Annotated in this window: 24 protein-coding genes; 13 read left to right on the plus strand and 11 right to left on the minus strand. The window is 68.1% G+C overall.

The genetic code is table 11. The features are described 5' to 3' along the window. Positions 1-20 precede the first annotated feature (20 nt). On the plus strand, positions 21-1,484 hold the full coding sequence (locus ABNK63_RS10345) for an FUSC family protein (protein ID WP_007805940.1): 1,464 nt from the start codon (positions 21-23) through the stop codon (positions 1,482-1,484). A 77-nt stretch (positions 1,485-1,561) separates the two neighbouring features. Further along, positions 1,562-2,416 carry an OmpA family protein gene (locus ABNK63_RS10350; protein WP_350015553.1) on the plus strand — a complete coding sequence of 285 codons (855 nt, stop codon included), beginning with the start codon at positions 1,562-1,564 and terminating at the stop codon, positions 2,414-2,416. Between the two features lie 77 nt (positions 2,417-2,493). On the opposite strand, the gene ABNK63_RS10355 is transcribed toward ABNK63_RS10350, so the two are convergent. The 3 genes from ABNK63_RS10355 to ABNK63_RS10365 form a co-directional block, all read right to left on the minus strand. Beyond that, positions 2,494-2,856, minus strand: a complete 363-nt coding sequence (locus tag ABNK63_RS10355; RefSeq protein WP_007805944.1) for a YciI family protein — start codon at positions 2,854-2,856, stop codon at positions 2,494-2,496. A gap of 105 nt (positions 2,857-2,961) precedes the next feature. Then, positions 2,962-3,960: a VOC family protein gene (locus ABNK63_RS10360; RefSeq protein WP_350015554.1), complete on the minus strand. Its 999-nt coding sequence runs from the start codon at positions 3,958-3,960 to the stop codon at positions 2,962-2,964. Between the two features lie 56 nt (positions 3,961-4,016). Then, positions 4,017-4,994 carry an alpha/beta hydrolase gene (locus ABNK63_RS10365; protein WP_350015555.1) on the minus strand — a complete coding sequence of 326 codons (978 nt, stop codon included), beginning with the start codon at positions 4,992-4,994 and terminating at the stop codon, positions 4,017-4,019. Between the two features lie 145 nt (positions 4,995-5,139). On the opposite strand from ABNK63_RS10365, the gene ABNK63_RS10370 reads away from it, so the two are divergent. Continuing rightward, positions 5,140-6,006, plus strand: a complete 867-nt coding sequence (locus ABNK63_RS10370) for an AraC family transcriptional regulator (RefSeq protein ID WP_350015556.1) — start codon at positions 5,140-5,142, stop codon at positions 6,004-6,006. Positions 6,007-6,151: 145 nt separating this feature from the next. Next, positions 6,152-6,994 carry an MnmC family methyltransferase gene (locus tag ABNK63_RS10375; protein WP_350015557.1) on the plus strand — a complete coding sequence of 281 codons (843 nt, stop codon included), beginning with the start codon at positions 6,152-6,154 and terminating at the stop codon, positions 6,992-6,994. Between the two features lie 4 nt (positions 6,995-6,998). Here ABNK63_RS10375 and ABNK63_RS10380 read toward each other — a convergent pair whose 3' ends face one another. Beyond that, positions 6,999-8,189 carry a serine hydrolase gene (locus tag ABNK63_RS10380; protein WP_350015558.1) on the minus strand — a complete coding sequence of 397 codons (1,191 nt, stop codon included), beginning with the start codon at positions 8,187-8,189 and terminating at the stop codon, positions 6,999-7,001. A gap of 284 nt (positions 8,190-8,473) precedes the next feature. On the opposite strand from ABNK63_RS10380, the gene ABNK63_RS10385 reads away from it, so the two are divergent. Beyond that, positions 8,474-10,258: a GGDEF domain-containing protein gene (locus ABNK63_RS10385; RefSeq protein WP_350015559.1), complete on the plus strand. Its 1,785-nt coding sequence runs from the start codon at positions 8,474-8,476 to the stop codon at positions 10,256-10,258. 80 nt (positions 10,259-10,338) lie between these two features. Next, positions 10,339-10,902 carry a peroxiredoxin gene (locus ABNK63_RS10390; protein ID WP_350015560.1) on the plus strand — a complete coding sequence of 188 codons (564 nt, stop codon included), beginning with the start codon at positions 10,339-10,341 and terminating at the stop codon, positions 10,900-10,902. 62 nt (positions 10,903-10,964) lie between these two features. On the opposite strand, the gene ABNK63_RS10395 is transcribed toward ABNK63_RS10390, so the two are convergent. Beyond that, on the minus strand, positions 10,965-12,911 hold the full coding sequence (locus ABNK63_RS10395; protein WP_350015561.1) for a peptidase M61: 1,947 nt from the start codon (positions 12,909-12,911) through the stop codon (positions 10,965-10,967). 361 nt (positions 12,912-13,272) lie between these two features. Between ABNK63_RS10395 and ABNK63_RS10400 the strand changes: the two genes are divergently transcribed. Further along, positions 13,273-13,863 carry a hemerythrin domain-containing protein gene (locus ABNK63_RS10400; protein WP_162098635.1) on the plus strand — a complete coding sequence of 197 codons (591 nt, stop codon included), beginning with the start codon at positions 13,273-13,275 and terminating at the stop codon, positions 13,861-13,863. A 109-nt stretch (positions 13,864-13,972) separates the two neighbouring features. Continuing rightward, the gene (locus ABNK63_RS10405) at positions 13,973-15,649 is read left to right on the plus strand and encodes an AMP-binding protein (protein ID WP_350015562.1); all 1,677 of its coding nucleotides are present in this window, start codon (positions 13,973-13,975) and stop codon (positions 15,647-15,649) included. Here ABNK63_RS10405 and ABNK63_RS10410 read toward each other — a convergent pair. Beyond that, positions 15,644-16,543, minus strand: coding sequence for a LysR family transcriptional regulator (locus ABNK63_RS10410; protein WP_350015563.1), 900 nt, complete (start codon positions 16,541-16,543; stop codon positions 15,644-15,646). The genes ABNK63_RS10405 and ABNK63_RS10410 overlap by 6 nt on opposite strands. A gap of 119 nt (positions 16,544-16,662) precedes the next feature. Here ABNK63_RS10410 and ABNK63_RS10415 point away from each other — a divergent pair, with 119 nt between their 5' ends. Continuing rightward, positions 16,663-17,385, plus strand: coding sequence for a pirin family protein (locus ABNK63_RS10415; RefSeq protein ID WP_350015564.1), 723 nt, complete (start codon positions 16,663-16,665; stop codon positions 17,383-17,385). A gap of 115 nt (positions 17,386-17,500) precedes the next feature. Here ABNK63_RS10415 and ABNK63_RS10420 read toward each other — a convergent pair whose 3' ends face one another. After that, the gene (locus ABNK63_RS10420) at positions 17,501-18,220 is read right to left on the minus strand and encodes a hypothetical protein (RefSeq protein ID WP_007805981.1); all 720 of its coding nucleotides are present in this window, start codon (positions 18,218-18,220) and stop codon (positions 17,501-17,503) included. A 106-nt stretch (positions 18,221-18,326) separates the two neighbouring features. Then, on the minus strand, positions 18,327-19,013 hold the full coding sequence (locus ABNK63_RS10425; RefSeq protein WP_040672890.1) for a GNAT family N-acetyltransferase: 687 nt from the start codon (positions 19,011-19,013) through the stop codon (positions 18,327-18,329). 181 nt (positions 19,014-19,194) lie between these two features. On the opposite strand from ABNK63_RS10425, the gene ABNK63_RS10430 reads away from it, so the two are divergent. From ABNK63_RS10430 to ABNK63_RS10445, 4 genes are all read left to right on the plus strand, one after another. Further along, on the plus strand, positions 19,195-20,205 hold the full coding sequence (locus tag ABNK63_RS10430; RefSeq protein WP_162098636.1) for a hypothetical protein: 1,011 nt from the start codon (positions 19,195-19,197) through the stop codon (positions 20,203-20,205). A 48-nt stretch (positions 20,206-20,253) separates the two neighbouring features. Then, positions 20,254-21,540, plus strand: a complete 1,287-nt coding sequence (locus tag ABNK63_RS10435) for a lipase family protein (RefSeq protein ID WP_007805986.1) — start codon at positions 20,254-20,256, stop codon at positions 21,538-21,540. Positions 21,541-21,545: 5 nt separating this feature from the next. Then, positions 21,546-22,142: a hypothetical protein gene (locus tag ABNK63_RS10440; protein WP_157581883.1), complete on the plus strand. Its 597-nt coding sequence runs from the start codon at positions 21,546-21,548 to the stop codon at positions 22,140-22,142. A gap of 106 nt (positions 22,143-22,248) precedes the next feature. Continuing rightward, a complete protein-coding gene (locus tag ABNK63_RS10445) occupies positions 22,249-22,872 on the plus strand; it encodes a glutathione S-transferase family protein (RefSeq protein WP_350015565.1) in 624 nt (207 codons plus the stop codon). A gap of 25 nt (positions 22,873-22,897) precedes the next feature. Here the strand turns inward: ABNK63_RS10445 and ABNK63_RS10450 are convergent, their stop codons facing one another. The 3 genes from ABNK63_RS10450 to ABNK63_RS10460 form a co-directional block, all read right to left on the minus strand. After that, positions 22,898-23,935, minus strand: coding sequence for a DUF1176 domain-containing protein (locus tag ABNK63_RS10450; protein WP_350015566.1), 1,038 nt, complete (start codon positions 23,933-23,935; stop codon positions 22,898-22,900). 95 nt (positions 23,936-24,030) lie between these two features. Next, positions 24,031-25,332 (minus strand): MFS transporter, encoded by a 1,302-nt coding sequence (locus ABNK63_RS10455; protein WP_350015567.1) that lies wholly within the window; start codon positions 25,330-25,332, stop codon positions 24,031-24,033. Continuing rightward, complete coding sequence (locus ABNK63_RS10460; RefSeq protein ID WP_350015568.1) at positions 25,329-26,897, minus strand: glycoside hydrolase family 30 beta sandwich domain-containing protein; 1,569 nt, start codon at positions 26,895-26,897, stop codon at positions 25,329-25,331. The genes ABNK63_RS10455 and ABNK63_RS10460 overlap by 4 nt, the downstream gene beginning before the upstream one ends. Between the last annotated feature and the right edge of the window lie 22 nt (positions 26,898-26,919).

Raw genomic sequence — 26,919 nt, forward strand, 5'->3', positions numbered from 1 at the left:
CTCGACTACTCTATGCCTCGATGACGCCCACCGACTACACGCCGACCACGGCCCGCAACGCCTTCGACGCCACCACCTCCGCGCTCGGTCGTGCCGGAAGGGAGGCGGTCGTGACCATGCTGGCGATGCTGGCCACCCTGGGCTGCGCCATGGCGATCGATGCCGAGCCCGGCCCCGCGGTGCTGGCCGTGGTGTTGTGCCTGTCGTTCGCGCGCAGCCATCTGGATCGCGACCTGCGCGGCCGACTGGAAGCGGCGGTGGCACTGCCGATCGTCGGCCTGCTGGCGACTGCGGTGGGCATGTTGCTGCTGCATGCGCCGTGGCTGGGCGCCCTCGTCTTCGTGGCCGGCATGTTCGTGTCGATCTGGCTGCGCCGGTTTGGCCCGATGACGCGCCGCGCCGGCTCGCTGATCGCGCTGCCGTTCGTGGTGATCCTGACCACGCCGCATGTACCGAGCCAGCGACTGGGACCGCTGATGGCGGCACTGGTGCCGATCGTCGTGGCGCTGCTGGCGCTGGTCTGGGTGGCGGCCTTCCACGCGCTGGCGCGGCGGCTGCGCGTGCTGCCGCCCGCGCAGGCAGCGACCACCACCGGAATCGCCGTTGCGCCCGCGCACGAGAGCTCGCTGCGGCCGATCGCGAGCACGCGCATGGCCATCCAGATGGCCGTGGCGCTGGCGCTGTCGTTCGTCGTCGGCTACACCTTCTTCGCGCAGCGCTGGGCGTGGATCGTGCTGACCGCCTTCATCGTCAACAGCGGCAACCGCGGACGGCTGGATGTGGCGTACAAGAGCGTGCTGCGAGTGCTCGGCGCCGCGTTCGGCACAATGCTGGCGCTGGGCTTCAGCGTGCACCTGGGCAGCCACGATGGCGCCACCGTCGCGCTGATCCTCGCCGCGGTGTTCTTCGGCATCTGGCTGCGTCCGCTCGGCTACGCCTGGTGGGCGCTGTTCGTCACCCTGGCGCTGGCCTTGCTGCAGGGTTTCGAAGGCCGCTCGGCCAGCCATGACCTGGGGCTGCGCCTGCAGGAGATCGTGATCGGCGCGTTGATCGGCGTGGCCGCCGCCTGGCTGGTCTACCCGGTGCGTTCGCGCAACGTGCTGCGCCGGCGCATCGCCGATGCACTGGCCATGCTCGGCGATGCCTTCGATCCGGCCACGCCGGCGCGGACGCGAGGCGACGTGCTGGCGGCGTGGACGCAGGTCGCACAGATCGCCCCGGCGTTCAGGGCCAGCCGATGGGCCATGCGCCGAGGCGAGGCGGCGAAGCCCGCAGACTGGATCGATGCCCTGCACGCCTGCATCGACCCGGCCATCGCCCTGCTGGAACAAGGCGCAGCGCCGCCGGTCGAGGTGCGCCGAAGCATCGGCGCGGCGCGCAAGGCGCTGCGCGAACCCGATCAGTTGCTGCCTGCGTTGCGGCAATTGCGCGACTGCCTGGACCAGGCCGCGCGCAGCCGACCGGAGCACGCCGACACGGCCTGATGCCGCCTTTCGCCCGGCTTCCCCTGGCCGGCCGATCGGGCGCATCATGCCGCCACCTGCCACTGCCGGTGCCCGCCATGAATCGGATCGTCCGTGTCTTCATGTTCGCGCTCAGCCTTGCCCTGCCCCTGCTTGCGCTCGCCGGCGACGATATCGCCGGTTCGAAGGATCACCCCCTGCTCACCCGCTATCCGGGTTCGTACATCAGCGAATACAGCAAGGCCTATAACGCCACCGAGTTCAAGGTCGGCAAGGGCGACAACCCCACCACGCAAACCGTGGAAGGCGACACCACCAGCCTGCGCTACTTCTACGGCAGTCCCGAGACCCAGGCCAGCCCGCTGCAGATCATCCGCAACTACCAGAACGCGATCAGGCAGATCGGTGGCGAGGTGGTCTACGAACGCCTGCCCAGCGAGGGCGATGGCGGCGAGACCACGCTGAAGGTGCACACCGGCGGCAAAGACGTGTGGGTCAAGCTGGTGCCGGACATCTACGGTGCGCCCACCCAGGATTACCTGCTGGTGGTCACCGAAGTGGCGGCGATGGCGCAGGCGGTGACCGCCAACCAGCTGCGCGACGAACTCGACAAGAACGGCTTCATCACCCTCCACGTGAACTTCGACACCGGCAAGGCGGTGCTGAAACCCGACGACCTGGCCACCATGCAGCAGGTCGCGATGATGATGAAGGCTTCGCCCGCGCTGAAGCTCCGGGTGGAAGGCCATACCGACAACGTGGGCGACGCCGCCTCCAACAAGGCGCTGTCCGAAGCCCGCGCGAACAGCGTGATGGACGCCATCGTGCAGGCCGGCGTGCCAGCCGAGCGACTCGGCGCCGCCGGCTTCGGCCAGGAACGCCCGGTCGCCGACAACCGCAGCGAGGAAGGACGGGCGAAAAACCGCCGCGTGGAACTGGTCAAGGCGGACTGATCAGGGCGACAAGATCGCCGGGCCTGAACCGGCCCGGCGATCCCTGGCCGCCGCGGGTCCCCGGCGGCCGCACCGGCTCACCGCTGCGGTGCGCACTCCTCGTCGACCTGGCGCACCTCGCACTCGATTTCCCAGTCGCTGCCGTGCACGTCGAGGAAGCGCCGGGTCAGCGCCAGCGCCTGCTCCATCGAATCGGCCTGCAGCAGCGCGTAGCCGCCGATCACTTCCTTGGTTTCGGCGAACGGACCGTCCGTGGTGGTCTGCCGGCCCTGCGACAGGCGCACGCGCACGCCTTCCGCCGTGGGCCGCAGGCCTGCCGTATCCAGCAGGCTGCCGGCCGCGGTCATTTCCGCCATCAGCTTGCCCATGTCGGCCATCAGCTGCTCGCTGGGCCGCTGCCCGCTGTTCTCGTTGATCCGGATCATCGAAAGGAATCGCATCGTCATCTCCTGTGGGAAGGCTGCGGTCGCGCGGCAAACCGCGCTCCTGGCATGGCGACGAACGAAGCGCGGCCGGATCGACAGGACGGCCATGCCCCCGCGGCATCAGCCGCCGCAGGGCGAGGTTGCGGCGACGCCGAAGCCTGCGTGGAATTCGACCAGCAGCCCGAGATCCTCCCGCGTCGGTGCCAGAAAGGACGGCCCCAGCAAGCCGCGATAGCCGGCCAGCGGCTTTTCGTATCCGCGTTCGACCTGCCGCCTTGCGCTCGCGATGTCCGCCACGGCCACGCTGATCGCGAGCACTTGCGGGCCACCGCTGCGCAGCGCATCGGCAGCGATCCCCGCGCCATCCGGCTGCAACACCAGAACGCGCTTGCGATCGATCGGCACGCAATACCCGCGCGCGCCCACCTGGGCCACGCTCACCGGCGTGGCGTCGGCAAAACCCATCGCGGCCAGTTGCCGCTGGTCCGTCTCGGCGTTCGACGAAAGCAGCCAGATCGCGGACAGCTCGCGCGCGCCATTGGGATGCACGCGCGCGCTCCGCGCGTCGGCGACGCGGGTCGGCGTGGGTCTGCCCGCGGCGTAGTCGATGAAGAACAGGTTGCTCGAGAGCGGCTGGCGCTCGAACGCGAACAGCCGCCAGCGCGGTGGCGCCGCGGGGCCGTCGCCATCGGGATCATTCGGCGCTGCCGAGAAAATCTCCGTCGGGGCGAAGCCGCGCTGGCGCAGCGACAGGCGCTCCCGATCGAGCGTCGACGAACGCAAGCCGAAGGTGCGGGCGCCCGGGCCACCACGCAGCGCGAACTGATCCGCGCGCATGCCCGGGTCCATCCGCGCGTCCGGCCGGGTGATGCCCTCCAGCTCGACATAGCTTCCATCGGACATCCGCACATAGCGATTGGCCACGCCGTCGGGATTGCGCCCTGGCCGGACCTGGAAACCCAGCTTGACGGTCATCACCGCGCTGACCTGGTCGATGCTGCGCCCCCACAACAGCACGTGGTCGATCCTGCTGGTGTCATCGGGTGACGGCGCGGCAGCGGCAGGCTGGCCCAGGCACAGGCCGGACATCAAGGCGGACAACAGGATGATCGATCGCACGCTACGCAGACTCCATCGGCTTGGGCGGGACGGGCAGCAGGCGGGAAGCCTTTCCATCAGCCGATGCCCCACAGGCGCCGCGCCTCTTCGGCGACGAGGTCGGGGAACTCTTCGGGAAAGAACAGCTTTGCGTCCGGCACGCGGCGCACGCCGCGCGACTGCGGGAAGGTGTGGTCCAGATACTCGGCATCCGCCAGCGCGAAGACCTGGTCGGCGGCGCCCCAGACGATGCGCACCGGTACCGCACTGCGCCTGAGCGCGGCCTCGATGCCGGCCAGCGGATTGGGCGCCAGCGCGATGTGGAACGCCTCGTACTGCGCCCGGCGCAGCGGCGAACTCACCAGCGGCGTGACGTAATACTCGATGGTCTCGTCGGCAAGGCGGGCCGGATCACGATAGACGGCCGCGCCGAACGTCGAGCGCGCCAGCGCCTTGTCGGTGAGCCATCGGGCCGTGGCCTCGGCCAGCGTGCCCGCGCGCGCCATCCCGATCGCCGGCATCACCCCGGCCGGCGGACTGTCCGGTTCGACATCGCAGTTCGTCAGCAGCAGGCTGCGCAAGCGCTCGGGATGACGAACCAGGAACAGCTGGGCCACCGCGCCGCCGCTGTCGCTGGCCACGATGTCGACCTTGCCGACCGCCAGCGCATCGAGCAGCGCGGCGAGCATGCCGGCCTGGGCATCGGCCGCCAGCGACTGCCCCGCGGGAACCTGCGAATAGCCCAGCCCCATGAAGTCCGGCGCGATGCAGCGCCGATGGGCGGACAGCCGATCGAGCGCGCCGCGCCATTGAAAACCGTTCAACGGCGCGCCGTGCAGGAACAGCGCCGCCTCGCCCGCGCCACGCTCGACGTAGGCGATGCGGCCACAGGGCAGTTCGGCGAAACGCCGCGCCTTGCCGAACGCCGACGCGTCGGTCGGCGGCATCGCCACAGCCGTGGCGCGCCGGACGATGTCCGTTCGCGCCATGCACACACCGGCGACACCGCCGGCCAACGCCGCCCCGGTCAACTGCAGGAATTGCCTGCGCTTCATTTCGATCTCCTTGCCATGCGCCGCTGCGCCGGGGACATGCTGACGCCTCGCCGCGGACCGGGCGCGCACAAACGGCCGCTGGCGGACACGGAAGGATGATTTTCGGCACTTGTGCACCACCCCGCGCCGTCGCGAGGATGCGCCGATGAGCGATCGCCCCGCCTGCTATCCCGCGCCACCGACACCGCTGCTGTCGGGCAGCGGCCCGAACCGCATGCCGCTGCTCGATGTGCTCACCTCGCCGGTGCCGTCGGGCCGGTTCGATTCGCCGCTGGACGATCGCCACGTGCTCTGCCTGCATCTGGGCGACCCGGTGCCGGTCAGTTACCGCATGGGCCGGCACGAACGGCGCGGCACGCGCATCCATGGCCAGTTCTGCGTCGTCCCCGCCGGTTCGAGCACGCGCTGGACGCTGACGCGGCCCGCGCGATCGCTGCTGCTGCGGCTGACCCCGGCACTGCTGGGGGATACCGCCGACGCGATGGGGCTGGCATCGCAGGACGCCGGGCTGGCGCCGTCGATCCACATCCGCGATCCCCAGGTCGAACGGATCGGCTGGATGATGCAGGCCGAGGATCACGACGCCTATCCGGGTGGCCGCCTGTTCGCCGACAGCCTCGCCGCGGCGCTGGCGGCGCGTCTGCTCGCCCTGCAATCGCGCAGCCCGGTTCCATCCCCGGGCCGCGCGCTGCCGGCGTGGCGGCTGCGCCACGTGATCGAGTACATCGAGGCGAATCTCGACCAGGACCTCACGCTCGCCGAGCTGGCCGGCGTGGCGGGCTTCAGCCTGTCGCACTTCAAGCCGCTGTTCCGCCAGGCGGTGGGCATGCCGGCCCATCGCTTCGTGATGGAACGGCGCGTGGAGCGCGCGCGAACGCGGCTGCTCGAAGGCGGCGCCAGCCTGACCGACATCGCGCTGGAAGCCGGCTTCGCCCATCCCGGCCACATGGCCCGCTGCATGCGCCGCCTGCTGGGCGTGAGTCCCTCGCAGATCGCTGCTTCGTCGCGCTGAGAGGCGGCTGTTTCGTGAGCGAGTCCGGGCGTGCTGCCGGCCGCGGCCTGTGCGGTTCGCGTGGTCGCCGTGTTCGCCACCGGGTTACGATGCCGCCCCTTCGCCCCGTTCCGCGCGCTGTCCTCGCCCAAGGAGATCGTCCATCGTGTCGCACTATTCCGGCCCCCTGCTCACGCGCCAGCTTGCCGAAGCCCTGCTGGCGGCACGCAACGCCGGCGCCGATGAATGGGCTGGCTCGCTGGACCTGGGCGTCAGCAGCGAGGCGGTCGCGCTGGAGCCCGATGCCTGGCAACGCGGCGGCCTGCGTTATCCGTATCCGGCACGGCTGAAGGACCGCACGATTTATCACTGGGACGGCGACGAGTTCGCCCCGGTGGCGCGCTACGCCAACTCGCTGATCAAGCTGGTGCCCACCGAATGGGGTGCGCCCACGTTCGAGATCGACGGCATCAAGATGCTGCCGACGTCGAAGGAATCACCGTTCGACGACGCCCGCCGCAAGGTGGCCCTGGTCGAACCGCGCGGCAAGGTGGTGCTGGATACCTGCGGCGGGCTCGGCTATTTCGCGGCGTGCTGCCTGGCAGCGGGCGTGGCGCGCATCCACTCGTTCGAGAAGAACGCCGACGTGCTGTGGCTGCGCACGCTGAACCCGTGGTCGCCCGATCCGGAATCGCCCGCCAGCGGCGGCCGCCTGCAACTGACCCATGCCGACGTATCGCAGGCGATCACGCAGATCGCCGACGCCTCGGTGGACGCGCTGCTGCACGATCCGCCGCGCTTCGGCATCGCCGGCGAGCTGTATTCGCAGGCGTTCTACGACCAGCTGGCGCGCGTGCTGCGTCGTGGCGGTCGACTGTTCCATTACACCGGCAGCCCGAACCGGCTGACCAGCGGCCGCGACGTGCCCCGCGAAGTGCAGAAGCGGCTGGAAAAAGCCGGCTTCAGGGCCGAGCTCGCGCTGGACGGGGTGCTGGCCACCCGACGCTGAAACGTCAGTGCGGGGTTCCGCCGTCGACGGCGCGCTTCACCGCATCGACGAAGTCGCGACGCGCGGCGACCAGCTCCTTCGAGGTCGCCTGCGGCCACGCGCCGACCTGCACGATGACCAGCTGGCGTGCCGGATCGACGTAGACCATCTGGCCGTAGATGCCGATTGCCGCATAGCTGCCGTCGGTGTCGGTCCACCACAGGTAGCCGTAGCCATGGCCGGGACTGTCCACGTCCTGCTGCTTGCGCATGGCGCCATGCATCCATGCCTCGGCGATCACCGGCTGGCCGCCGATCTTGCCGCCATCGAGCATGAACTGGCCGATCCGGCCGTAGTCGGCCAGCGTGGCGGACAAGCCGCTGCCGCCGGTGTCGCTGCCGTCGCATTCGTCCTTCAGCCAGTACGCGTCGGAGGCCATGCCGTAGGGCTTCCAGATCGCCTGCGACAGATACGCCGCCAGCGACTGCTTGGTGGCACGCTGGACCAGGATGCCGAGCAGGTCGGTCTCGGCGGTGTTGTAGTTCCAGTGCGTGCCGGCCGGATACGCGCGCGGCAGTTTGGCCAGGTACGAGATCACGTGCGCCTGGCCGTTCTCGCAGGCGGCGCGATACATCTGCGCCACGTCGGAATGCGGGTCGGCATAATCCTCGTTCCAGCGCACGCCCGAGGTCATCGTCAGCAGCTGCTCCACGGTGACCTTGGCATAGGCGCTGTCGCGCAGTTGGGGGATGTAGGTGTCCAGCGTGTCATCCATGCCGCGGATGTCGCCCCGGCGCAAGGCGATGCTCAGCAGGGTCGAGGTGACCGACTTGGCCACCGAGAACGAGGTCCAGCGCGTGCTGTCATCGAAACCCGGCGCATGGCGCTGCAGGCGGATGCGGCCATGCTGCAGCACCAGCACGCCGGCCAGATGGTGCGTCGTCATGTAGCCGGTCAGTGTGGTCGAGCCGTCGTTCCACTGCGGCGTCAGTGCGGCGCCCTGCGGCAAGGCATGCACGTGCGCGCCGTGATCCACGCGGTCGGCGGGAAAGATTTCGTACATGCGCGAGAAGCGCGCCGTGTGTTCGGCCTGGCTCCAGAACAGCACGTCTTCGCGCTGCTGGCCGACCGAGGGCGTTTCGCTGGCCGGCAAGGGCCAGGCTACCGCCCAGCACGACACGAGGCACAGCAGACGCAGGCAGATGGTCGAACGCATGACACTCCCGATGGCCCGGCGAGCGACGCCCGCACCGGACGGAAAGATGAGGAAGGAACCGCATCGCGATGGTGCCGCGATGGGCGAAAGCCCGGCCATTCTAGAACCTCCGCGAATGGCAGCGACCGGCGCCGGGTAGTGGCGGACAGCATCGCGCAACTGGCCTATGATTCCGGGGCTGCCTGCAAAGGGGGGGACAGCCCATGAACATGACCGACGCAACCCGGGCGGCGCGACCGTGCTGAGCGGAACGCGCGAACGCCATCTGGCCGGGCCCGGATCGCATGCGTGAATCACTCCGTGGACTGCGTCGGCTGGCCATGCTGGCCGCTGCGGCGACCTGCCTGCCCGGCCATCCCGTGCATGCGGCCATCCCGGACATATCGCGCATCGACCAGGTCGAAGCGCTGCGCACGAAGGACCACCCGCGCTTCGTGCAGAGGCTGCAGCAACTCCACCGGCAGGTCGACAGCCTGGGCGCCGCGGAGCGGTGGCAGCTGCGCTACCTCGACGCCTGGCAGGCCGCCTACGACGGCGACTACGCCACCGCCGATGCCTCGTTGCAGGACATCATCGACCACGCCGGCGATCCGGCGCTGGTGGCCAAGGCCTCCGCGCGGCTGATGGATGACTTCAGCATCAACCGCCGCTACCAGGCCGCGTTCATGCTGGCCCACCGACTGGTGCTGGACTTGCCGCACATCCAGGACAAACTGGCGCGTTTCATCGTCCTGGCCAATCTCTCCCAGGTCTTCGGCGCGGCCGGCCAGTACGAACTGGCGCTGGACTATGCCCGCCAGATGGAGGACTCGCCGCCCGCCGGGGAAAGCCTGTGCGCCTCGCGCTCGATGCAGGTAACGGCGCTCTTCAACAGCCAGAAGCTCACCTCGACCAGCCCGCTGCTGCCCCAGGCGGCGGATACCTGCACCGCTGCCGGACAGCCGGTATTCGCCGAGACCATGTGGCTGGTGCTGGCCAACCTCCACCTGGACGAAGGCCAGCCCGGCAAGGCCCTGGCCCTGCTGCAACGGATCGCTCCGGGCATCACCGCCAATCAGTATCACCCGCACATGGAATCGGCCGGCGTCATGCTGGGTCGGGCCTATTGGAAACTGGGTGATGCCCGCCACGCCCATGACTACGCGGCCGCTGCCGTGGCCATGGCCAGCCCTGACGAGGTCAACGAGACGCTGCGGGACGGCTACGAAGTGCTCTACCGCGTGGCGAAGCAGCGCGGCGATGCGGCCACCGCGCTGGCCTACTACGAGCACTACGCCGCCCAGGACAAGGGCTATCTCGACGAGGTCAGCGCCCGCGCGCTGGCTTACCAGATGGTGCAGCAACGGGTATTGGCGGAGCAGCTCCGGACCGCCGAACTGGGCCGCCAGAACGATGCCTTGCGCATGCAGCAGGCACTCGACACCCGGGCGGTGGAAACCGGCCGGTTGTACATCGCCCTGCTGCTGTTGACGCTTGCCTTCATCATGCTTTGGCTGTTCCGGCTCAAGCGCTCGCAGCTGCGCTTCAAGTGGATGGCGCGCCGCGACAGCCTTACCGGCATCCTGAATCACCAGCATTTCATCAGCGAGGCCGAACGGCTGCTTTCCACGCTGCAGAGGAAACCCGGTGACGCCTGCCTGGTGTCCATCGACCTCGACCACTTCAAGCAGGTCAACGACACCCACGGGCACGCGACGGGTGACGCCGTGCTGAGGCACGCCGTGGCGATCTGCCAGCAACACCTTCGACCCGGCGACCTGTTTGGCCGACTGGGCGGCGAGGAGTTCGGCATCCTGCTGCACGACTGTCCGTACGACCAGGGCGTGGCCATCGCCAACCGGATTCGCATCGCCATTGCCGCGGCGCCACTGGACAATGGCGATGCGACCGTGGCCATCTCCGCCAGCGTCGGACTGGCCTCCACCGACAACTCCGGCTACCAGTTGCTGCGCCTGTGCATGGAAGCGGACGCCGCGCTGTACCGCGCCAAACGCGCCGGTCGCAACCGGGTCCATGCCGACCACGGGGACGCCGGCGACGCCGGCATCCGGGGTGCGAAGCACGGCTGAATCCGCCGAGCGGACATCCACTCGCCGCGTTCCGGCGTATACAGGTACATTGGCGTCCCGCCCCCACCCCGGAGTCCCCCATGAAGCCAATGATGAAATTCGCCACGCTTGCCCTGCTTGGCGGTGCCACGGTCGCGATGCCGGCGTTCGCCGCCCTGAAAGCCGGCACGCAGGCACCGGAATTCAGCGCACCCGCCTACCTGGCCGGCCAGCCGTTCACCTTCGATCTGGCCGATGCACTGAAGAAAGGCCCGGTGGTGGTGTACTTCTTCCCCGCGCCGCACACCTCCGGCTGCAACGTCGAGGCGCATCTGTTTTCCGAGGCGATCGACAAGTTCAAGGCCGAGCACGCCACGGTGATCGGTGTCACCGCCGGCAACCTCGACCAGCTGGCCGCGTTCTCGAAGGAAACCGAACACTGCGGCGGCAAGTTCCCGGTCGCCGCCGATGCGGGCGCGAAGATCGCCAAACAATACGACGCCACCTTGCTGATGCGCCCGGGCTGGTCCGACCGCACCTCGTACGTGATCGCGCCGTCCGGCAAGATCACCTACGTCTACTCCGACCTCAGCCCCAACAAGCACGTCGAAGAGACGCTCAAGGCGGTGAAGGCGATCGAGAGTGCCGGCACCAGCGGCATGTGATGCCGGACTGATGACTGGCTGGCGCGGAACGAAGCAGGAACTTCGTCCCGCGCGAACCTGGCCTACTTCCGCGCCGCGATGATCTGGCTCAGGTAATCCGGCGTGCCCTCGATGCGCTGCAGGTGCGGGTACTGCAGGCCGTCGTGGTAGTCCACCGGTACGGTGCGGTAGCCGCCCTGGTATTTCAGCAGCAGCTGGATCGGTGCCTTGCCGCCTTTCGCCGCGGCGATCGCTTCCTTCAGCACCTCTTTCGAATAGGCCTGGCCGTTCACCGCTTCCAGCGTGGCGCCGGTGCTGACGCCGGCCTTGAACGCCGGGCCGTTCCAGCGCACGTCGTTGACCTCGCCCCTGTCGTTCATGGTCAGGCCGATCGACCAGGCGAAGTTGTACAGGTGACGCGCGGGCTCGGGCCGCGAGTTGTACTGCTTTTCGAATGCCGTGGGCTGGTCGGTGTAGACCAGCTTCCAGCCGGTGGCTTCGAGGCCGCCAGCCAGCAGCGGATTCAGCGTGTCGACCCGAGCGTGTAGGAAGCTCGCCCAGTCGTCCTTCACCACGCCGTTCAAGGTCGCCACCACGTCGTCGAAGGTGTAGGGCCGGGTCACGTAGCTGCCGTTGTCGACGCCGAAGAACGCATGGGCGAAATCATCCAGCGACTTGCCGTCGCGGGTGAGCGAGCGAATCCGCGCATCCACCGCCAGCCACAGCATCTGGCCGCCGCTGTAGTAGTCCTCGCTCATCTGCCAGCTGCGATACGGCAGGCTGGAACGATGCGCCGCGGTGGCGTCGTTGGTGGTGTCTTCCAGCGTGCGCCACTGGAAGCCGGGGCGGTTGCGATCGTAGTTCGCGGCGACCATCGCCAGCCCGTCGCGGAACTGCTGCGCCGTCCACATGCCCGAACGCGCGGTGAGCACGTAACCCCAGTATTGGGTCTGCCCTTCGTAGACCCACAGCAGCGAGTCGCCCATCGGCACGTTGAAGTTCGGCGTCCACAGGTCAGCCGGGCGGCGGAACTTGCCATTCCACGAATGGGCGTACTCGTGCGCCAGCAGGTCACGCTCCGGCGCATTGCTGTCCCAGGCGGTGAAGTAGTCGGCGCCCAGGCCGTTCTCGCTGGACTGGTGATGCTCGGTGCCGTTGCCGCCGAGCACGTCGGACAGCGAGAACAGGAAGTCGTAGTGGTCGTAGTGATGCGAGCCGAACAGGCTCACCGCCTGGGTGACCAGGGCGCGATGCGCCCTGAGCTGCTCGGGCGACATTTCCAGGTACTTCGGCGCATCGGCGACGATGTCCAGGTGCACCGGTGCGGCGCCACCCGGGTTGAGGTCGACCCGCTTGAAATACTGCCCCGCATAGATCGGCGAATCGACCAGGTTGTTGAACGTCACCGGCTTGAAGGTGGTGGTGTCACCCGACTGCGAGGCCGTCTCCAGCGCCGTGCCCATCCGCCAGCCGGGTGCCAGCGTCACGCTGGGGGCGAAGGTGATCGCGCGCGAGAAATGTCCGGCCGGATACAGCGACATCTTGCTCCATTCCATGTCCATCATGCGGTCGGTGATCTCGAAACCGCCGTCGCGCGGGGACATGTATTCGAACGCCACTTCCAGGCGGGTCACGCCGGCCGGCACGTCGAGATGGAACGCGAACACGTTGTACTTGTCGCGCTTCCACGGCACCGGCTTGCCGTCGGCGGTGATCCTGAGCCCGGCCAGCATGGCGATCGGACCGCTTGGGGAATGGTCGCCGGGAATCCACTGCGGATACAGCAGGGTCAGCGGACCGGCCGCGACGGGAATCGTCTCGCGTACCCGGAAGATGCCCTGCACCGTGTCGCTGGCATCGACATGCAGCGCGATGGTGCCCGGATACGGGGTGTCCTGCGGCGTCGGCACCTGGTCCGCGCCGATCGTTTGCGCCGGCACGGCCGTGGCGGCCAGGGCCAGCATCACGGCGGTGGCGAGCGCGGTCAGCGTGCGCCGGGGACGTGACCAGGTGGAGGTGGGAACGGACATGGGGGAACTCCGGCAGGCAGGTGGATGGACAAAACTATCACCACTGTTCTGCCGGCGGCGCCGCGCACCTGCCACCCAGTGTCACAAATCGTCCCGACCTGCCCGCCGGCTGCCGCCGGGCCGCACGCCGCCGGCCCCGTCGCAGCAGATCCGGTGGCCTGCCGGCGCGGGCTTCGCCACTTGGCGCCAGATGGCACACATTCTGCTTCGCCACTCATGCAGGCACCGCCGCCGGCGGCAGCGGAAGGCGGTCGGAAGGAGCCGGGGTTTGGCGTCTTGCATCGTCCGGGGCTTGCTGATGACCCGGGGCGACAGGGTCGGGTGGAACGGCACCAGCGCAATCAAGCAGGGAGACCAGACCATGAATTTCTTCGGAAGAAAACAGCAGGGTGCAAGATCCGAGGTGTCGCTGGAAGATCAGCTCGCGGAACAGCAGGTCGCCCCCGGCACCCAGCTCCACTACGACAGTCGGCTCGTCGGGCGCCTGTGCGACCACGCGGTCAGCTTGCTGGATCTGCTGGCGCTCGGCGGCAGCGCGGCGCGGGAGTCGAAATTCGACGAGGCGGAAAGGTGTCTGCACCGGTTCCGCCTGCTGTTCAACGAGCATCTGCTGGACAAGAACCTGCGCCTGTATACCTATCTGGGCTGTTGCCTGAAGTCGAACCCGGAGGGCCTGGAATTCATGCGCAACATGCGCCGGGAGACCGGCGAGATCTCGCGCCAGACCACGCGCTTCCTCACCCGTTGCCAGGAAGTCGGCATCAGCGAGGAAAAACGGGACGAGTTTCTCGACGAACTGGCCCTGATCGAGGACCTGCTCCGGCATCGCTTCACCCGCGAGGAGCGCTCGCTGTATCCGATGTACCGACCGCCCCGCGCCTACCAGGCTGCACCGGCGCAGTCGTCTTCCATCGGCAAGCGCGCCCGGGTCTGCTACGGCCTGCCCTGCTGACGGCACGGGCGACGGGCGAGATGGCGGCCCTGTGACAAACGACAGGACCATCGTAAGGTATCGGCAGCGGGGGAATGCGGCATCGGCAATCAGGGCGGGGGACGCTGAAGTGCTCAAACCATTCGGCAAGCATGTGCCCTCGGCGCTGAGCCGGGCCGATTTCCCCAACGTCGCCAGCGCCGCCTTCGACAGCGGCCAGACCCTGCCGCAGATGCTTGTCGACGCATGCCGGCGCCACGCCGGGCGTCCGGCCTTCAGCAACCTCGGGCACAGCTTGAGTTTCGGCGAGGTCGATCGCCTGAGCGGCCTGCTCGCCAGTCATCTGCGCGAAGGCCTGGGACTGGCCAGCGGCGAACGTGTGGCGATCATGCTGCCCAACCTGCTGCAGTTCCCGGTGGCCGTGCTGGGAGTCTTGCGCGCCGACCTGGTCGCGGTGCTGGTGAACCCGCTGTACACCGCGCGCGAACTGCATCACCAACTGGTCGATTCGGCCGCGGCCGCGCTGATCGTGCTGGACAACTTCGGCGCCGTGGCAGCCGAGGCACTGGAAGGCACCACGGTCCGGCACGTCGTCACCACCCGCGTGGGCGACATGCTGCCGTGGCCGAAATCACTGCTGGTCGACGCAGTGCTCAAGCATGTCCGGAAGATGATCCCGCCGTTCCATATCGATGGCGCCATCCGCTGGCCCCGCGCGCTGTCCGCAGGGCAGCGGCTGCCGGCCGTGCAGTCACGCGCCAGCACGACCGACACCGCGCAACTGCAATACACCGGCGGCACCACCGGCCTGTCCAAGGGCGCCGTGCTGTCCCACTCGGCCCTGATCGCCAACGTGGCATCCGCCGAACAATGGCTGGGACACCGGCTCGACCCGGCCACCGACGCGGTGATCGTCTGCCTGCCGATGTATCACATCGCGGCCTACAGCAACGCGCTGTACAACATGGCGCACGGATTCCATTCGGTGCTGGTCACCAACCCGCGCGACATTCCCGGCCTGGTGGCCACGTTTGCCAGGGTCCGGCCGGCCGCCTTTGCCGGCGTCAACACGCTGTACGACGCCCTGCTCAACTCGCCCGACTTCGCCAGGCTCGACCTGTCCGGGCTCAAGCTGTGCCTGCAGGGCGGCACGGCGCTGCGCAGCGGCACCGCCGAACGCTGGAAGGCGCTGACCGGAATGGCGGTGGTCGAGGGCTATGGGCTGTCCGAAACCAGCGCCGCGATCACCTTCAATCGCTGGGACGCGGACAACCCGGTCGGCTCGATCGGCCTGCCGCTGGCCGAGGTGGAAATCACCCTGCGCGACAGCGACGGTCGCGTGGTGGCCGAGGCGGAAGCCGGAGAACTGTGCGTGCGTGGCCCGCAGGTCACCACCGGGTACTGGCAGCAGCCGGGTGAAACGCGCGAGGCCTTTTTCGAGGGCGGCTGGTTCCGTACCGGGGACATCGCCCGCGTCGACGAGAACGGCTATTACTTCCTGCTCGATCGGCGCAAGGACATGATCCTGGTGTCGGGCTTCAACGTGTTTCCCAACGAAGTGGAAGACGTGGTCGGCATGCATCCGGGCGTGCTCGAGGCCGGCGTGGTCGGCATGCCGGACGAGAAGACCGGCGAAGCCGTGCGGCTGGTGGTGGTGCGCAAGGACCCGGCGCTCAGCGAGGAAGAGCTGCGCGCCCATTGCCGCCGGCATCTCGCCGCCTACAAGCAACCAAAGCAGGTCGAATTTCGCGACAGCCTGCCCAAGACCGCGGTAGGCAAGGTGCTGCGACGCGAACTGCGGTCATGACGGCCGCGGCGCCGCCGCGCCGAACTGTTCCACCAGGAAGTCGCTGAACGCGCGCACCAGCAGCGAGGACTGGCGATGCTGCGGATACACCGCGTGCACGGTGAACCCGTCGGGCCGGAACGCCTCCAGCACGGCGCGCAGGCGTCCATCGGCCAACGCGTCGACCACGATGAAGTCCGGCAGGCTGGTGATGCCCAGCCCGGCGATCGCGGCGTCACGCAGCATCTCGCCATTGTTGGCGCGCATCGGCCCGCTTACCGACACCTTGCGCAGCCGCTCGCCCACGCGATACGCCCATTCCGTCCGCGACGCATGACCGTAGATCAGGCAGGCATGCGCCGCCAGTTCATCGGGCGCGGACGGCGTGCCGCGCCGTGCCAGATAGTCGGGGCTGGCGCAGGTGATCAACTGCACCGTGGTGATCGCCCGCGCGATCAGGCTGGAGTCGGCCAGCGTGCCGATGCGCACCGCCATGTCATAGCCCTCGCCGATCAGGTCGACGGTGCGGTCGTTGAGTTCCAGCTCCACCGTGACCTCGGGATGGCGCTGCATGAAGGCGGGAATCAGCGCACCCAGATGCAGGGTGGCGAACGACATCGGCGCGCTGAGCCGCAACAGGCCGCGGGGCGCGGCGGTCTGGCTGGTGATCAGCTGCTCGGCGGCATCGACCTCCTCCAGGATGCGCCGGACGCGCTCGTGGTAGGCCAGGCCCAGGTCGGTGGCACGCAGCTGCCGGGTCGAGCGCAGCAGCAGCCGGGCGCCCAGCCGTTTCTCCAGGGCGGCGATGCGCTTGCTGACGAACTGCTTGGACAGCCCCAGCCGCTCGGCCGCCGCGGTAAAGCTTTGCGCCTCCACCGCTTCGGCAAAGATGCGCATGTCCTCCAGCTGGTTCATTGTCGCTCTCCGGTTGACAGTATTAAGCAACTCACCGTCTTTATTGAAGCATGTGGCGACTCTAACATTCCGCTTCAGATGCAGCAGAAGCTGCGCCCCCTCAACGAGGAGAGAACACCATGATGCAAGTACGCAAGGCTGCCGATCGCGGCGTCGCCGACCACGGCTGGCTGAATTCCCGCCACACCTTCTCCTTCGCCAGCTACATGGACCCCGGCCAGATCGGCTTCTCCGACCTGCGCGTGATCAACGAGGACCGGGTGGCCCCGGGCCAGGGCTTCGGCAAGCATCCGCATCGCGACATGGAGATCTTTTCCTACGTGCTGGAAGGCGCCTTGGCGCACAGCGACAGCATGGGCACCGGCTCGGCGATCAGGCCGGGCGACGTGCAGCTGATGAGCGCCGGCAGCGGCGTGACACACAGCGAGTTCAACGGCTCCGACGAGGCGCCGGTGCACTTCCTGCAGATCTGGATCGTGCCGGAGAAGGCCGGTGGCGCGCCGGTCTACCAGCAGCGTCATTTCTCCGACGCGGACAAGCGTGGCCGCCTGCGCCTGATCATCTCGCCCGACGGGCGCGACGGGTCGCTGCGCATCCAGCAGGACGCCTCGGTGTACGCCGGCCTGTTCGATGGCGATGAAAGCGCCACGCTGACCCTGGACGGCGACCGCCATGCCTACGTGCACGTGGCCCGCGGCAGCATCGAGCTGGACGGCGTGAAGCTTGAGGCCGGTGACGGCGTGCGCCTGCGCCATGCGCGCAGCTTGCGGCTGGACGCCGGCGACAACGCCGAGGTACTGGTGTTCGACCTGCGCCCGCAGGAACTGCCGCAGATGCCGTGAGGCAAGGCAGGCCGGCGGACGGATCGATGCGTTCGATCCGTCCGCCGGCGCTGGCGCGATCGCGTGGCGGCTTCAACGCCGCAGAATGCTCGAAGCACGCAGGGATGCGTTGCCTTTACTGCACGTCGGAAACGCGGCCACCGATGAAGGTCACCTTCATCGTCGGGAAATAGTCGATCTCCTTGCCGCCGCCGAGCTGCACCACCGTGGTCGGCTGGCCGAGGATGGCCAGCACCTGCGTCCTGCTCTGCCCGATGGCCAGCGTGCGCGAGGACGACGCGGCCACCGGCTCCTCATGGCTGGCCGGCTGCACCGACAGCACCTGCGCCAGGGTCTGCATCACTTCGTCGGCCGCCGGGGTGCTGCCCTTGGCGAACGGCAGCACCAGGAAAGCCTTGTAGTGATGGCCGTTGATCATTTCGCTGAGCAGCGAAAGCTGCACGCCGTCGTCCTTCATTTCCACGCCCGTCAGCAGCACCTTCTCGCCGGCCACGAACATGCGCGTGGGCACGGTCGGCTGGTTGCCGCTGGCGGTGAAGAACTTCATCTTGTTGAGGAAGCTCTGGCGGATCTTGCCGCCCTTGTAGGTGTTGTAGGACGGGATCGCCGAACTGATCGCGCACATGAACAGGTCGTCCTTGTTCAGCACCAGCACGGCGCCGGGCTTGACGATCTCGGTGAGGTCGGCGGTGGGCTTGGTCAGCGCGTAGGTGGCCTCGATCCGATCGGGGATCGAACCGGCCTGGGCGTGCGCCGCCGGTGCGGCGATCGACAGCGCGGCAGCGAGCGCGAAGACGGAAACGGCGACGGAAGCCGAAGAACGGAGAGTGCGCATGGGCAATCCTTTGCATGTGGTGGCTCCCTCTGCGGGAGCAGGTGGTATCGGCGCGCGTGGGCGCCGAAAAAAAGGCTAGCATCCTTCAACCGGTGGCACAAACCGATCAGCCGTCCCGGCGCTCCAGCACCGCCACGTTGACCTCGCAGCGCAGCGTGAAGCCCAGCGTCCGGTACAGCGAGATCGCCGCCACGTTGTTCTTCCACGCATGCAGGAAGGCTGTTTCGCCACGCGCCGCGATGGCTGCGGCGACATGCCGGGACAATCGCCCGGCAAAACCGTGGCCGCGAAAATCGGGATGCGTGCACACGCCGCTGAGCTCGGTGCAACCGGCGAAACGGAAACGCTCGCCCGCCATCGCCACCAGCCGGCCATCGACGCGGATGCCGAAGAAACTGCCCATGCGGTGGGTCTGGCGCAGGAACGGACCGGGCTCGGTCAGGGTCGCCAGCGCCAGCATCTCGTCGGCATCCTCGTCATGCAGCGCGAGGATGTCCTCGCCTGGCGGTGGCGGCGCCACCGGCGACGGCGCCACCATCTGCACGCCGCGGGCCAGCTTGACCGGCACCAGCCCGGCGGGAATCGCGATCTCCGGCACCTGCAGGATGAACACCTGCTCCGCGGGCTGCAGCAGTGCCGCCAGCGCCGCCAGCGCGGCCGGGCTGTCGTCACGGGCGGAGGCAAAACGATTGACCTGCGGCTGGTAACGGCGCGCCAGTTCATCGCCGATCGACAGCGGCGCGTGGACCGAGGTCAGGCTGGACCATGCCGGTCGGTCAAGCAGGTTCGTCATCATCAGGCTGGCCTCGCCGGGCTTCGCGAGCGGAAATGCGGGCAGCCGATGATGCCGCAAGCGCCGCCCCGCGTCGAAAAATCCGCCTGTCCGCGCCGCCCCGACCGGCTGCCTTGGCAGGACGCGCACCCGTGCTAATCTTCCGCGGAACAGCCGCCAGTACCCACCGCAGGGAGGCGAGATGCGTCCACGGCCTGATCCCTCGAAGATCGACTCCACCCATCGCCCGCAGGCGATGACGTCACCGCCTGCGTCGGCACGGGCAGTGCCCGGGCGAAGCTGGCGAACCCTGGGCAAGGTGCTGGTCGTCTGCCTGCTGGTCACAGGCTGCCAACCCGACATGGCCGGCGACGGCGGGAGTACAGGAATGTTCGGACTCTTCAAGAAGAAAGCCGAGGCGCTGCCCTCGACGGTGGCGCCCGAGCTGCACGCGACGCTCAAGCGGGAGACGACATTCCCGCACAAGACCGAGGTCGCGAATGGCAACGGCTGCACCGAGGCGCGCGTGGACGGCACGCCGCCGGATGCACGGTTCGTATCCCCTGATTTCACCGGTTCGGTCCATGACGCGTTCCGCGTCGCGAGCCGGCCGGGCTTGCCGGCGCTGGCTGTCGTCAATGGCGCCAGCGAGGTACGGCTGCCGCAGTTCTGGGAACTGGCCTCCGACACCACGCCGACCTTCGTGCGCAACATTCCCGTCCAGCTCGATCCTGCGCAGGGCAGCTGGATCACCGCCAGCGCGGTCAATGTGGGCTGTCTGCCCGGCCCGCTACTGGCACTGGGGCTGGCCTATGCGGATTCCAAAGGCCGTGCGCTCCAATCGATCGTCGTCTACGACCGGCAAACCCATCAGGCCCGCAAAGTTTCCGACGCCACCTATGACGGTTTGTCGGGCACCGTCGACAACCTGTTGGCTACCCGTGATGTCGGGCCAGACCATGCGTTGCTGCTCTACTGCACGGATCAGCTGCGCCTGCGCGCCGAGGTCTACGTGCGCAAATACGATCACATCCTGGTGTTCTCGCCGCGCCATCCGCAAGGCCTGGAAGTCGTCAAGCTCGGCCTCGACGATGGCAATGTGGTCGACTGGATCGTCATCGACAAGACCCTGTGGCTGCACACCTACGATCGGCGCAACGACAAGCAACCGGATGGCATGATCTGGTCACTGGATCTTTCTTCCGTGCTCTGATCGCATCACTTTCCACGCAACGAATCACCAGACTCAAGGAGGGGGAACATGGCGGATTTTGCACTGGCACCGAAAGAGGCAGCCAACATTGCCCTCAATGCCTATTTCGCGCTGAAGGACTGGTCACTGAAGCAACCCACGGCCGGCGTGGAATCACGCGGCAAGGTGCAGGATCTGGTACTCGGCTCGGGTGACACCAAGGGTGTCTTCAAGACCAACAGTTCGGTCGGCAAGAGTTTCCCCGGCGCGCAACTGGGCCAGATCTTCAGCGGCACCACCGGCTGGAACACGGCCTCGGGTTTCGGCTATGTGCTGCATTTCGAGCGTGGCGGGCAGCGCCACGCAGTCATCGCCGTTCGCGGCACCCGTCCCGAACTGGGCTGGTATGACATCGGCACGGATTTCCGCTTCGCACATACCGGTTTCGGCGACTTCGGCCGGGTACACAAGGGTTTTGCCAACGCATTCGGCAGCATCCTGCCGCAGCTGCAGCGCGAACAGGGCGCGATCCTGGCAGCCGACGTCATCCATTGCATCGGCCACAGCCTGGGCGGCGCCATCGCGACCCTGATCGCCGGTCACTACGCCGCGCTGAACCGTCCCGTGCGGCTGTACACGTTTGGCAGTCCACGCGTAGGCTATCGCGACGCGCACCAGGCGTTCGAGCGGCGCATCGGCAAGGAAAACATCTTCCGCACCGCACACAACCGCGATCCGATCACGATGATCGCCACCTACCCCTACAAGCATGTGCTGGCGCCGTATACCGATCCGAACAACTTCACGCTGAACTCGCCGAACGCCAGCATCTCGATGGACAACCACGACATGGAGGCGTATGCGAGAAGCCTGCGCCTCGCTGACAACTGGAGCGCAGTGCGTGGCCTGGCCGCCGCCTGCGACCACTCCAACAGCAAGCTGGCGCAGGCGCTGATGGCTGATTCCAGCATGAGCTGGTTCAAGAAGCTCACCCTCAGCACGCTGGCCGCCCTGCTGACCCTGTTCGAGGACGTGCTGCGCGCGGCGGCACGCGGTTTCTACGACGCGGTGACCGGCGTCGACGTGCTCGCTGCCGTCATCTGCGACGGCGTGAAGTTGCTGGGCGAAGTGGGCGAGCGCCTGAAGTACCTACTGCGTCTGGCCGCCCGCTGGGCCGAGATCCACGTGGCCAACGAGGCGGCACTCACCGACACGGTGATCCGCGCGATCCTGCAGGCGATGACGTCCCGCATCAACCAGGTCGGCATCGCGGCCCTGCAGCGCGCCGCCTCGCTGCTGCGGCCGGCGCCGCTGCTGATTGCCGGCAGCCTGCTGATTTCGGCCTCGGCGCTGTGACCGCGATGGATCGCCGCGAGTTTTCCTGGTTGCTGCTGCATGCCAACGCCCTGCCGATGCTGGCGATGCAGCAGATGATGGACGAGATTCGCGACAGCATGGCGCATGCCCCGCCACCCGCGGACGACGGGCTGACCGAGGAACAACGCGAGGAGCAGTCGCGCATCGCGATGAACGAGCTGGCCGACCGCATCGAGGCCGATCCGGAACTGGCGGCGCTGACCGTCTTCAACTTCGCCGCACCGGCGATGTCGGACGAGGAGATCGACCGGCTGGAGCGGCAATCTCGCGAAGAGGACGCCGCCGCGAAGCAGGCCATGGCCGAGCTGGACGAGCTGCCCGACGGCCCGCTGGACATCGGCAGCTTCCTCGCGCGCGCCTATGCGAAGCCGCTGCCAGCCGCCCGCGTCGATGCCGCCTTCGCCCGTGCCGACGTGCCGTCGCTGCTCGCGGCGATCGCGCAGTTGCCCGGCGACCTGCCGCCGCTGACCGCACCCATGGACGGCGCCGGCATGGCACGCTGGCTGGCATTCTTCCGCACGGAAGACCCGCAGTGCGAGGCGCTGGTGTTCGCGGTCAGCCGTCTCGACGAAGGCGACTGACGCTCGCCTCGATTCCGTCCGTCCGCCCTTCCCCGTGCGTGTCGATTTCCCGACGCGCCATTCGTCGTCATCCCGAAACGCCCACGGGCATCATCGGGAGACACGCATGAAGTTGTACTGGTCGGATGTGCTGGCGCCGCGCAAGGCTTGCGCCGTGGCGAAATACCTGCAGTCGCCGCTGGACTATGTCTACCTCGACCTCGGTCGCGGCGAGCACAAGACGGCGGAATATCTCGCGCTCAACCCGAACGGCAAGGTGCCGACCCTGGTCGACGGCTCGCGCGTGCTGTGGGAGGCCGACGCGATCATCTGCCACCTCGCGGCCCGCAGCGATTCGGAACTGTGGCCCCAGGACGCCCGCCAGATCGACGTGATCCGCTGGTTCAGCTGGAGCGCCCAGCACTTCACCACGCACGCCGGCGCACTGTATTTCGAGTACATCATCAAGCCGCGCTTCGGCATCGGCGAGCCCGATCCGGTCGAGACGGGGCGCGCCACCGAAGCGTGGCGCCAGCACGCCGCCGTGCTCGACGGCCACCTGCGCGATCGCCGCTGGCTGGTCGGCGACACGCTGACCCTGGCCGACTTCGCCGTGGCCGTCGCCCTGCCCCACGCGGAGGACGCGCACATCCCGCTGCAGGACTTCCCCGCGATCCGGCGCTGGCACGACCGCATGAACGCACTCGACGCCTGGCGCGAACCCTTCCCCGAGCCCGCGATGAGCGGATGAGCCCGGGCCGTGCTTCGCGCATCCGTCACTTGATCTCGGTGACCAAGGTGGGGAGTTCCCAGGCGCCGCCGGGCGCCATCAGCTTGCACATGCCTGAGCCGGACAGCGCCGTCTGCATGAATTGCCGACCATCCCACGTCCATCGCTCGGAGGACAGGCAATCGCCCAGGCCACGCCCCTTCTGGCTGGACGCGATGCCGCCATCGGCATAGCCGGAGCCGTCCGTGGTGACCAGCACCGGATCGAAGGGCGGTTGGGGGTGGATGACCCAGAAGGCATAGCCCTCGTTGTAGGCGGCCTGCCAGCACGTGACCGAAACCAGCCAGTGTCCATCGTCGAGTCGCGCCGCCTCGAAGGAAAGCTCGTCCGGCCTGGCCTCGAACAGGTTCGCGCAGTCGTCCGCGCTGGTGGTGGCGGCGAGCTGCTTCTGCAGCGTGGCCGCCTGCCGCTGGAGGACGGGCGAAGGCGTGGTGGCGTGGTCCAGAACGTTCGCCGCATGCACCAGCGGCATCGGCTGCGCCGCCGGCACCTGCTGCTCGTCGTGCGGACCCTTCCTGACCAGTGCGCCCCGGGTGCCGATGCGCCCCTGCACGTCATCCATCTTCAGCAACACCGCGCTGGCACCGTCGCCGGAAAGACGCCATGTATCGCCGGCGGCAAGGAACTCGATCCGGCTCTGCCGGGACAGCGACCCGATCAGCGCCACCACCTGTTCGGCGGAAAGCTGGCCGATCGCGGTCTCGTGACTGACCGACACGGTGCCCAGGGCCTTGCCGTCAATGCGCATCTGCAAGATCGCCGGATCGGGCAGCCGCTCGAGCATCGCCACATCGTCATCGCCATACTGGCCAAGCATCAGTTGGCCGGCCACCGTCGTGCCCGGCCCGGGCTTGCGCGTCAACAGCACCGAGACGGCGTGGGCGTCATCGTCGGCCTGGTAGCCGGCAGCGCGACAGGTTCCGGTGTTGTCGCAGGCGATCTCCCAATCGCCGTGCTGGAACTGGATTCCCGGCCGGCTCGGGCCGGTGGCGCCGGCGTGTGCCGTCATCAAGAGAAGGGCCACTGCGAGAAATCCGTATCGCCTCATGATGCATTCCTGTCGGGGGGTTGATGGGTTGATCCGCGACTGCCGCGATCTTTCCATCTGCTGCTTGTCAGTCAGGTTACCCGCTCGCCCGCGGCCACACGAACCGCGGTCACGTCGGCCGGTGCGGGATGGATGGCCAGGCGCAGCCGGCCTCCGGTCCGCAGCAATCGCAGGTTGCGGTGCCTGACCAGGTAGGCCAGCGCCACGGCCGCCGCGGCCACGCCCGCCAGCGCGCCCACTCCCAGCGCCCAGCGAGCGCCGAAACGGTCGACCACCCAGCCGACCAGCGGCGCGCCGATCGGCGTACCGCCCATCACCACCGCAATCCGCAACGCCAGCACCCGGCCACGCATGCCGCGTTCGGTGGTGAGCTGCATCATGGAATTGCTGGCGGTCATGAAGGTGAGCGCGGCCACGCCCACGAAGAACAGCACGCCGGCAAACAGGAGCGGACCCGGCATCACCGCCGCCAGCGCCAGGGTGACGCCGAACGCGGCCGCAGCGCCGCCCATCAGCACCATGCCGGGCAGTTCACGGCGGGCCGAGAGCAGCGCCCCGCACATGGTGCCCGCCGCCATCGACGAGGTCAGCAGGCCGTACTGGCTGGCGTCGCCGTGGAACACCGTCACCGACATGGTCGAAATGAAGATGGCGAAGTTGAAGCCGAACGTGCCGAGCAGGAACAGCATCACCAGCACGGCCATCAGGTCCGGTCGCTGCCCAACGTAGCGAAACCCCGCGAGCAGGCTGCCGCGCGTACTGGCCGGCCGCGGCTCGGCATGCAGCTCGTTCACCCGCAGCATCCACAGCGACACCATCACCGCGGCGTACGAACCCGCGTTGATCAGGAACAGCCAGCCCTCGCCGACCGCAGCGATCAGCACGCCGGCCACCGCCGGTCCCAGCATGCGGGCGGCGTTGAACGAGGCGGAGTTCAGCGCCACCGCGTTGGCCAGGTCGTCGTCGGTGACCAGGTCCGAGACGAAGGCCTGCCGTGCCGGCGCGTCGAAGGCGGTGACGATGCCCAGCAGCAGGGCAAAGCCGTACACCTGCCACAACTGCACCACGCCGGCGAGGGTGACCAGGCCCAGCCCCAGCGCCAGCAGGCCCGAAACTGCCTGGGTGAACAGCAGCAGCCGGCGCCGGTCGAAGTGATCGGCGGCCAGCCCGGTCAGCGGCAGCAACAGCAGCGGCGGCCCGAACTGCAGCGCCATCACCGTGCCTACCGCAGTGGCGTTGTGCCGGGTCAGCACGGTGAGCACCAGCCAGTCCTGGCCCACGCGTTGCATCCACGTGCCCACGTTGGACACCAGGGCGCCTGCGGCCCACAGCCGATAGTTATGACTGCGCAGCGAATGGAACATGCTGCTCATGGGTCAACGCCCGGACTGGGGGAAACGGCGGCGGTCGGCGCGGCGAGCGTCGCGGCGGTTGGCGCAGCCGTGCCATCGCGTGCCCAGACAAACGTCGCCACGCTGCTGCCGGGCAGGTCGTACTCGAAGCGCAGCGCGCCCTGCCGTACCGACAGGCGGTTGGTCTGCGCGTTGCCGTTGACCGCCACCAGCACCACCGAGCCGTCATCCGGATTCTGGAAAGCCACTTCGTGCACGCCTGCGTTGGTGTTGCCGGACTTCACCCGCACCGCGCCCGGCAGCACGAACCGGCTGAAATGGGCGAACGCGTAATACTCGTCGTTGCGGCTGATCGCGCCCGTGGTGGAATCGATGGTGACCACGCCCTTGCACTCGTCGCAGCCGCCCGCGTGGGGTCCATGGTTTTCGTCCAGCGCCAGGTTCCAGTACACCACGCCCCGCGCCCAGTTCTTCACTCCCATCATCACGATGTTGCGCGCAAACAGCAGCAGCTCGCCGTTGCGGGCGGACGGCCAGTCACCACCCGAGCACTCGGTGAGGTAGGCATCCTTGTGGGGAAACGCGCGGTGCACGGTGGTCTGCGCACTCGGGTCGCCGCTGTAGCAATGCCAGGCGATGCCCGCGAGATAGCGCCGCGCATCGGGATCGGCCAGCACGCTCAGCGGCTGGTCCGGCGCGTCCCAGTTGTGGTCCCAGCCCAGGATCACCGTTCCCGGCTTGCGCCCCGCCAGGGCGGGGCCGAGATACTTGCCGATGATGCGGGCGCGCGCGTCGGCGGGCAGAGTCATGCCCGGGTACGTCAGCGGTTCGAACGCGGGCTCGTTCTGCACGGTCAGCGCGAAGATCGGAATGCCGGCACCCTGGAACGCATCCACGAAGCGCACCAGGTAGGCCGCATAGGTCGCCTCCCAGGATTCCAGCAAGGTGCCACTGACCAGGTTGGCGCTGCTCTTCATCCACGCCGGCGCACTCCACGGCGAGGCGATGATCATCGCACCGGGCTGGATGGCCAGGATGTCGTGCAGCACCGGGATCACGTTGCGCTGGTCCACGACGACGTTGAAATGCTGCAGGTCGGGATCGACCTGGCCGGCGGGCATGTCATCCGGGCTGTAATGCTGCAGCGAGAAATCCGAGGCGCCGATGGTGATGCGCAGCATGTTGAAGTTGAGCCCCGGCGGCGGACCGAACAGCTCCTGCAGCAAGGCGCTGCGCTGCGCAGGGCTGAGCCGGTTCTGGATCAGCCACGCCGACGAATCGCTGAGCGCCGCCCCGAAGCCGGCCATGGCCTGGTACTTCCGGTCGAGGTCGATGACGACGTCGGCCTCGCCGGCACCGGCGACCTGCCGCTGCGCGAAGGTATCGGGTTGCGCCGCCAGCTGCAGTCGTCGATCCGCCGTGCTCAGCCACACGTGGACCCGCGGGCCGGTGAGCGCAAGCACCTTGCCCGTGGTTCCCGCGAACAGGCCCGGGCGCGGCCAGTCCATCGCCGCCAGCGCCACCAGGGTCAGCAGCATCACCGACAGCAGGGGCGTCCAGCGACCCACCCCCGTCGCTTCATCCATGGCGCGACCGCTTGCCCCGCAA

Source organism: Rhodanobacter sp. IGA1.0 (genome assembly GCF_040208325.1).
In the GTDB taxonomy this organism is placed as follows: Bacteria; Pseudomonadota; Gammaproteobacteria; order Xanthomonadales; family Rhodanobacteraceae; genus Rhodanobacter; species Rhodanobacter spathiphylli.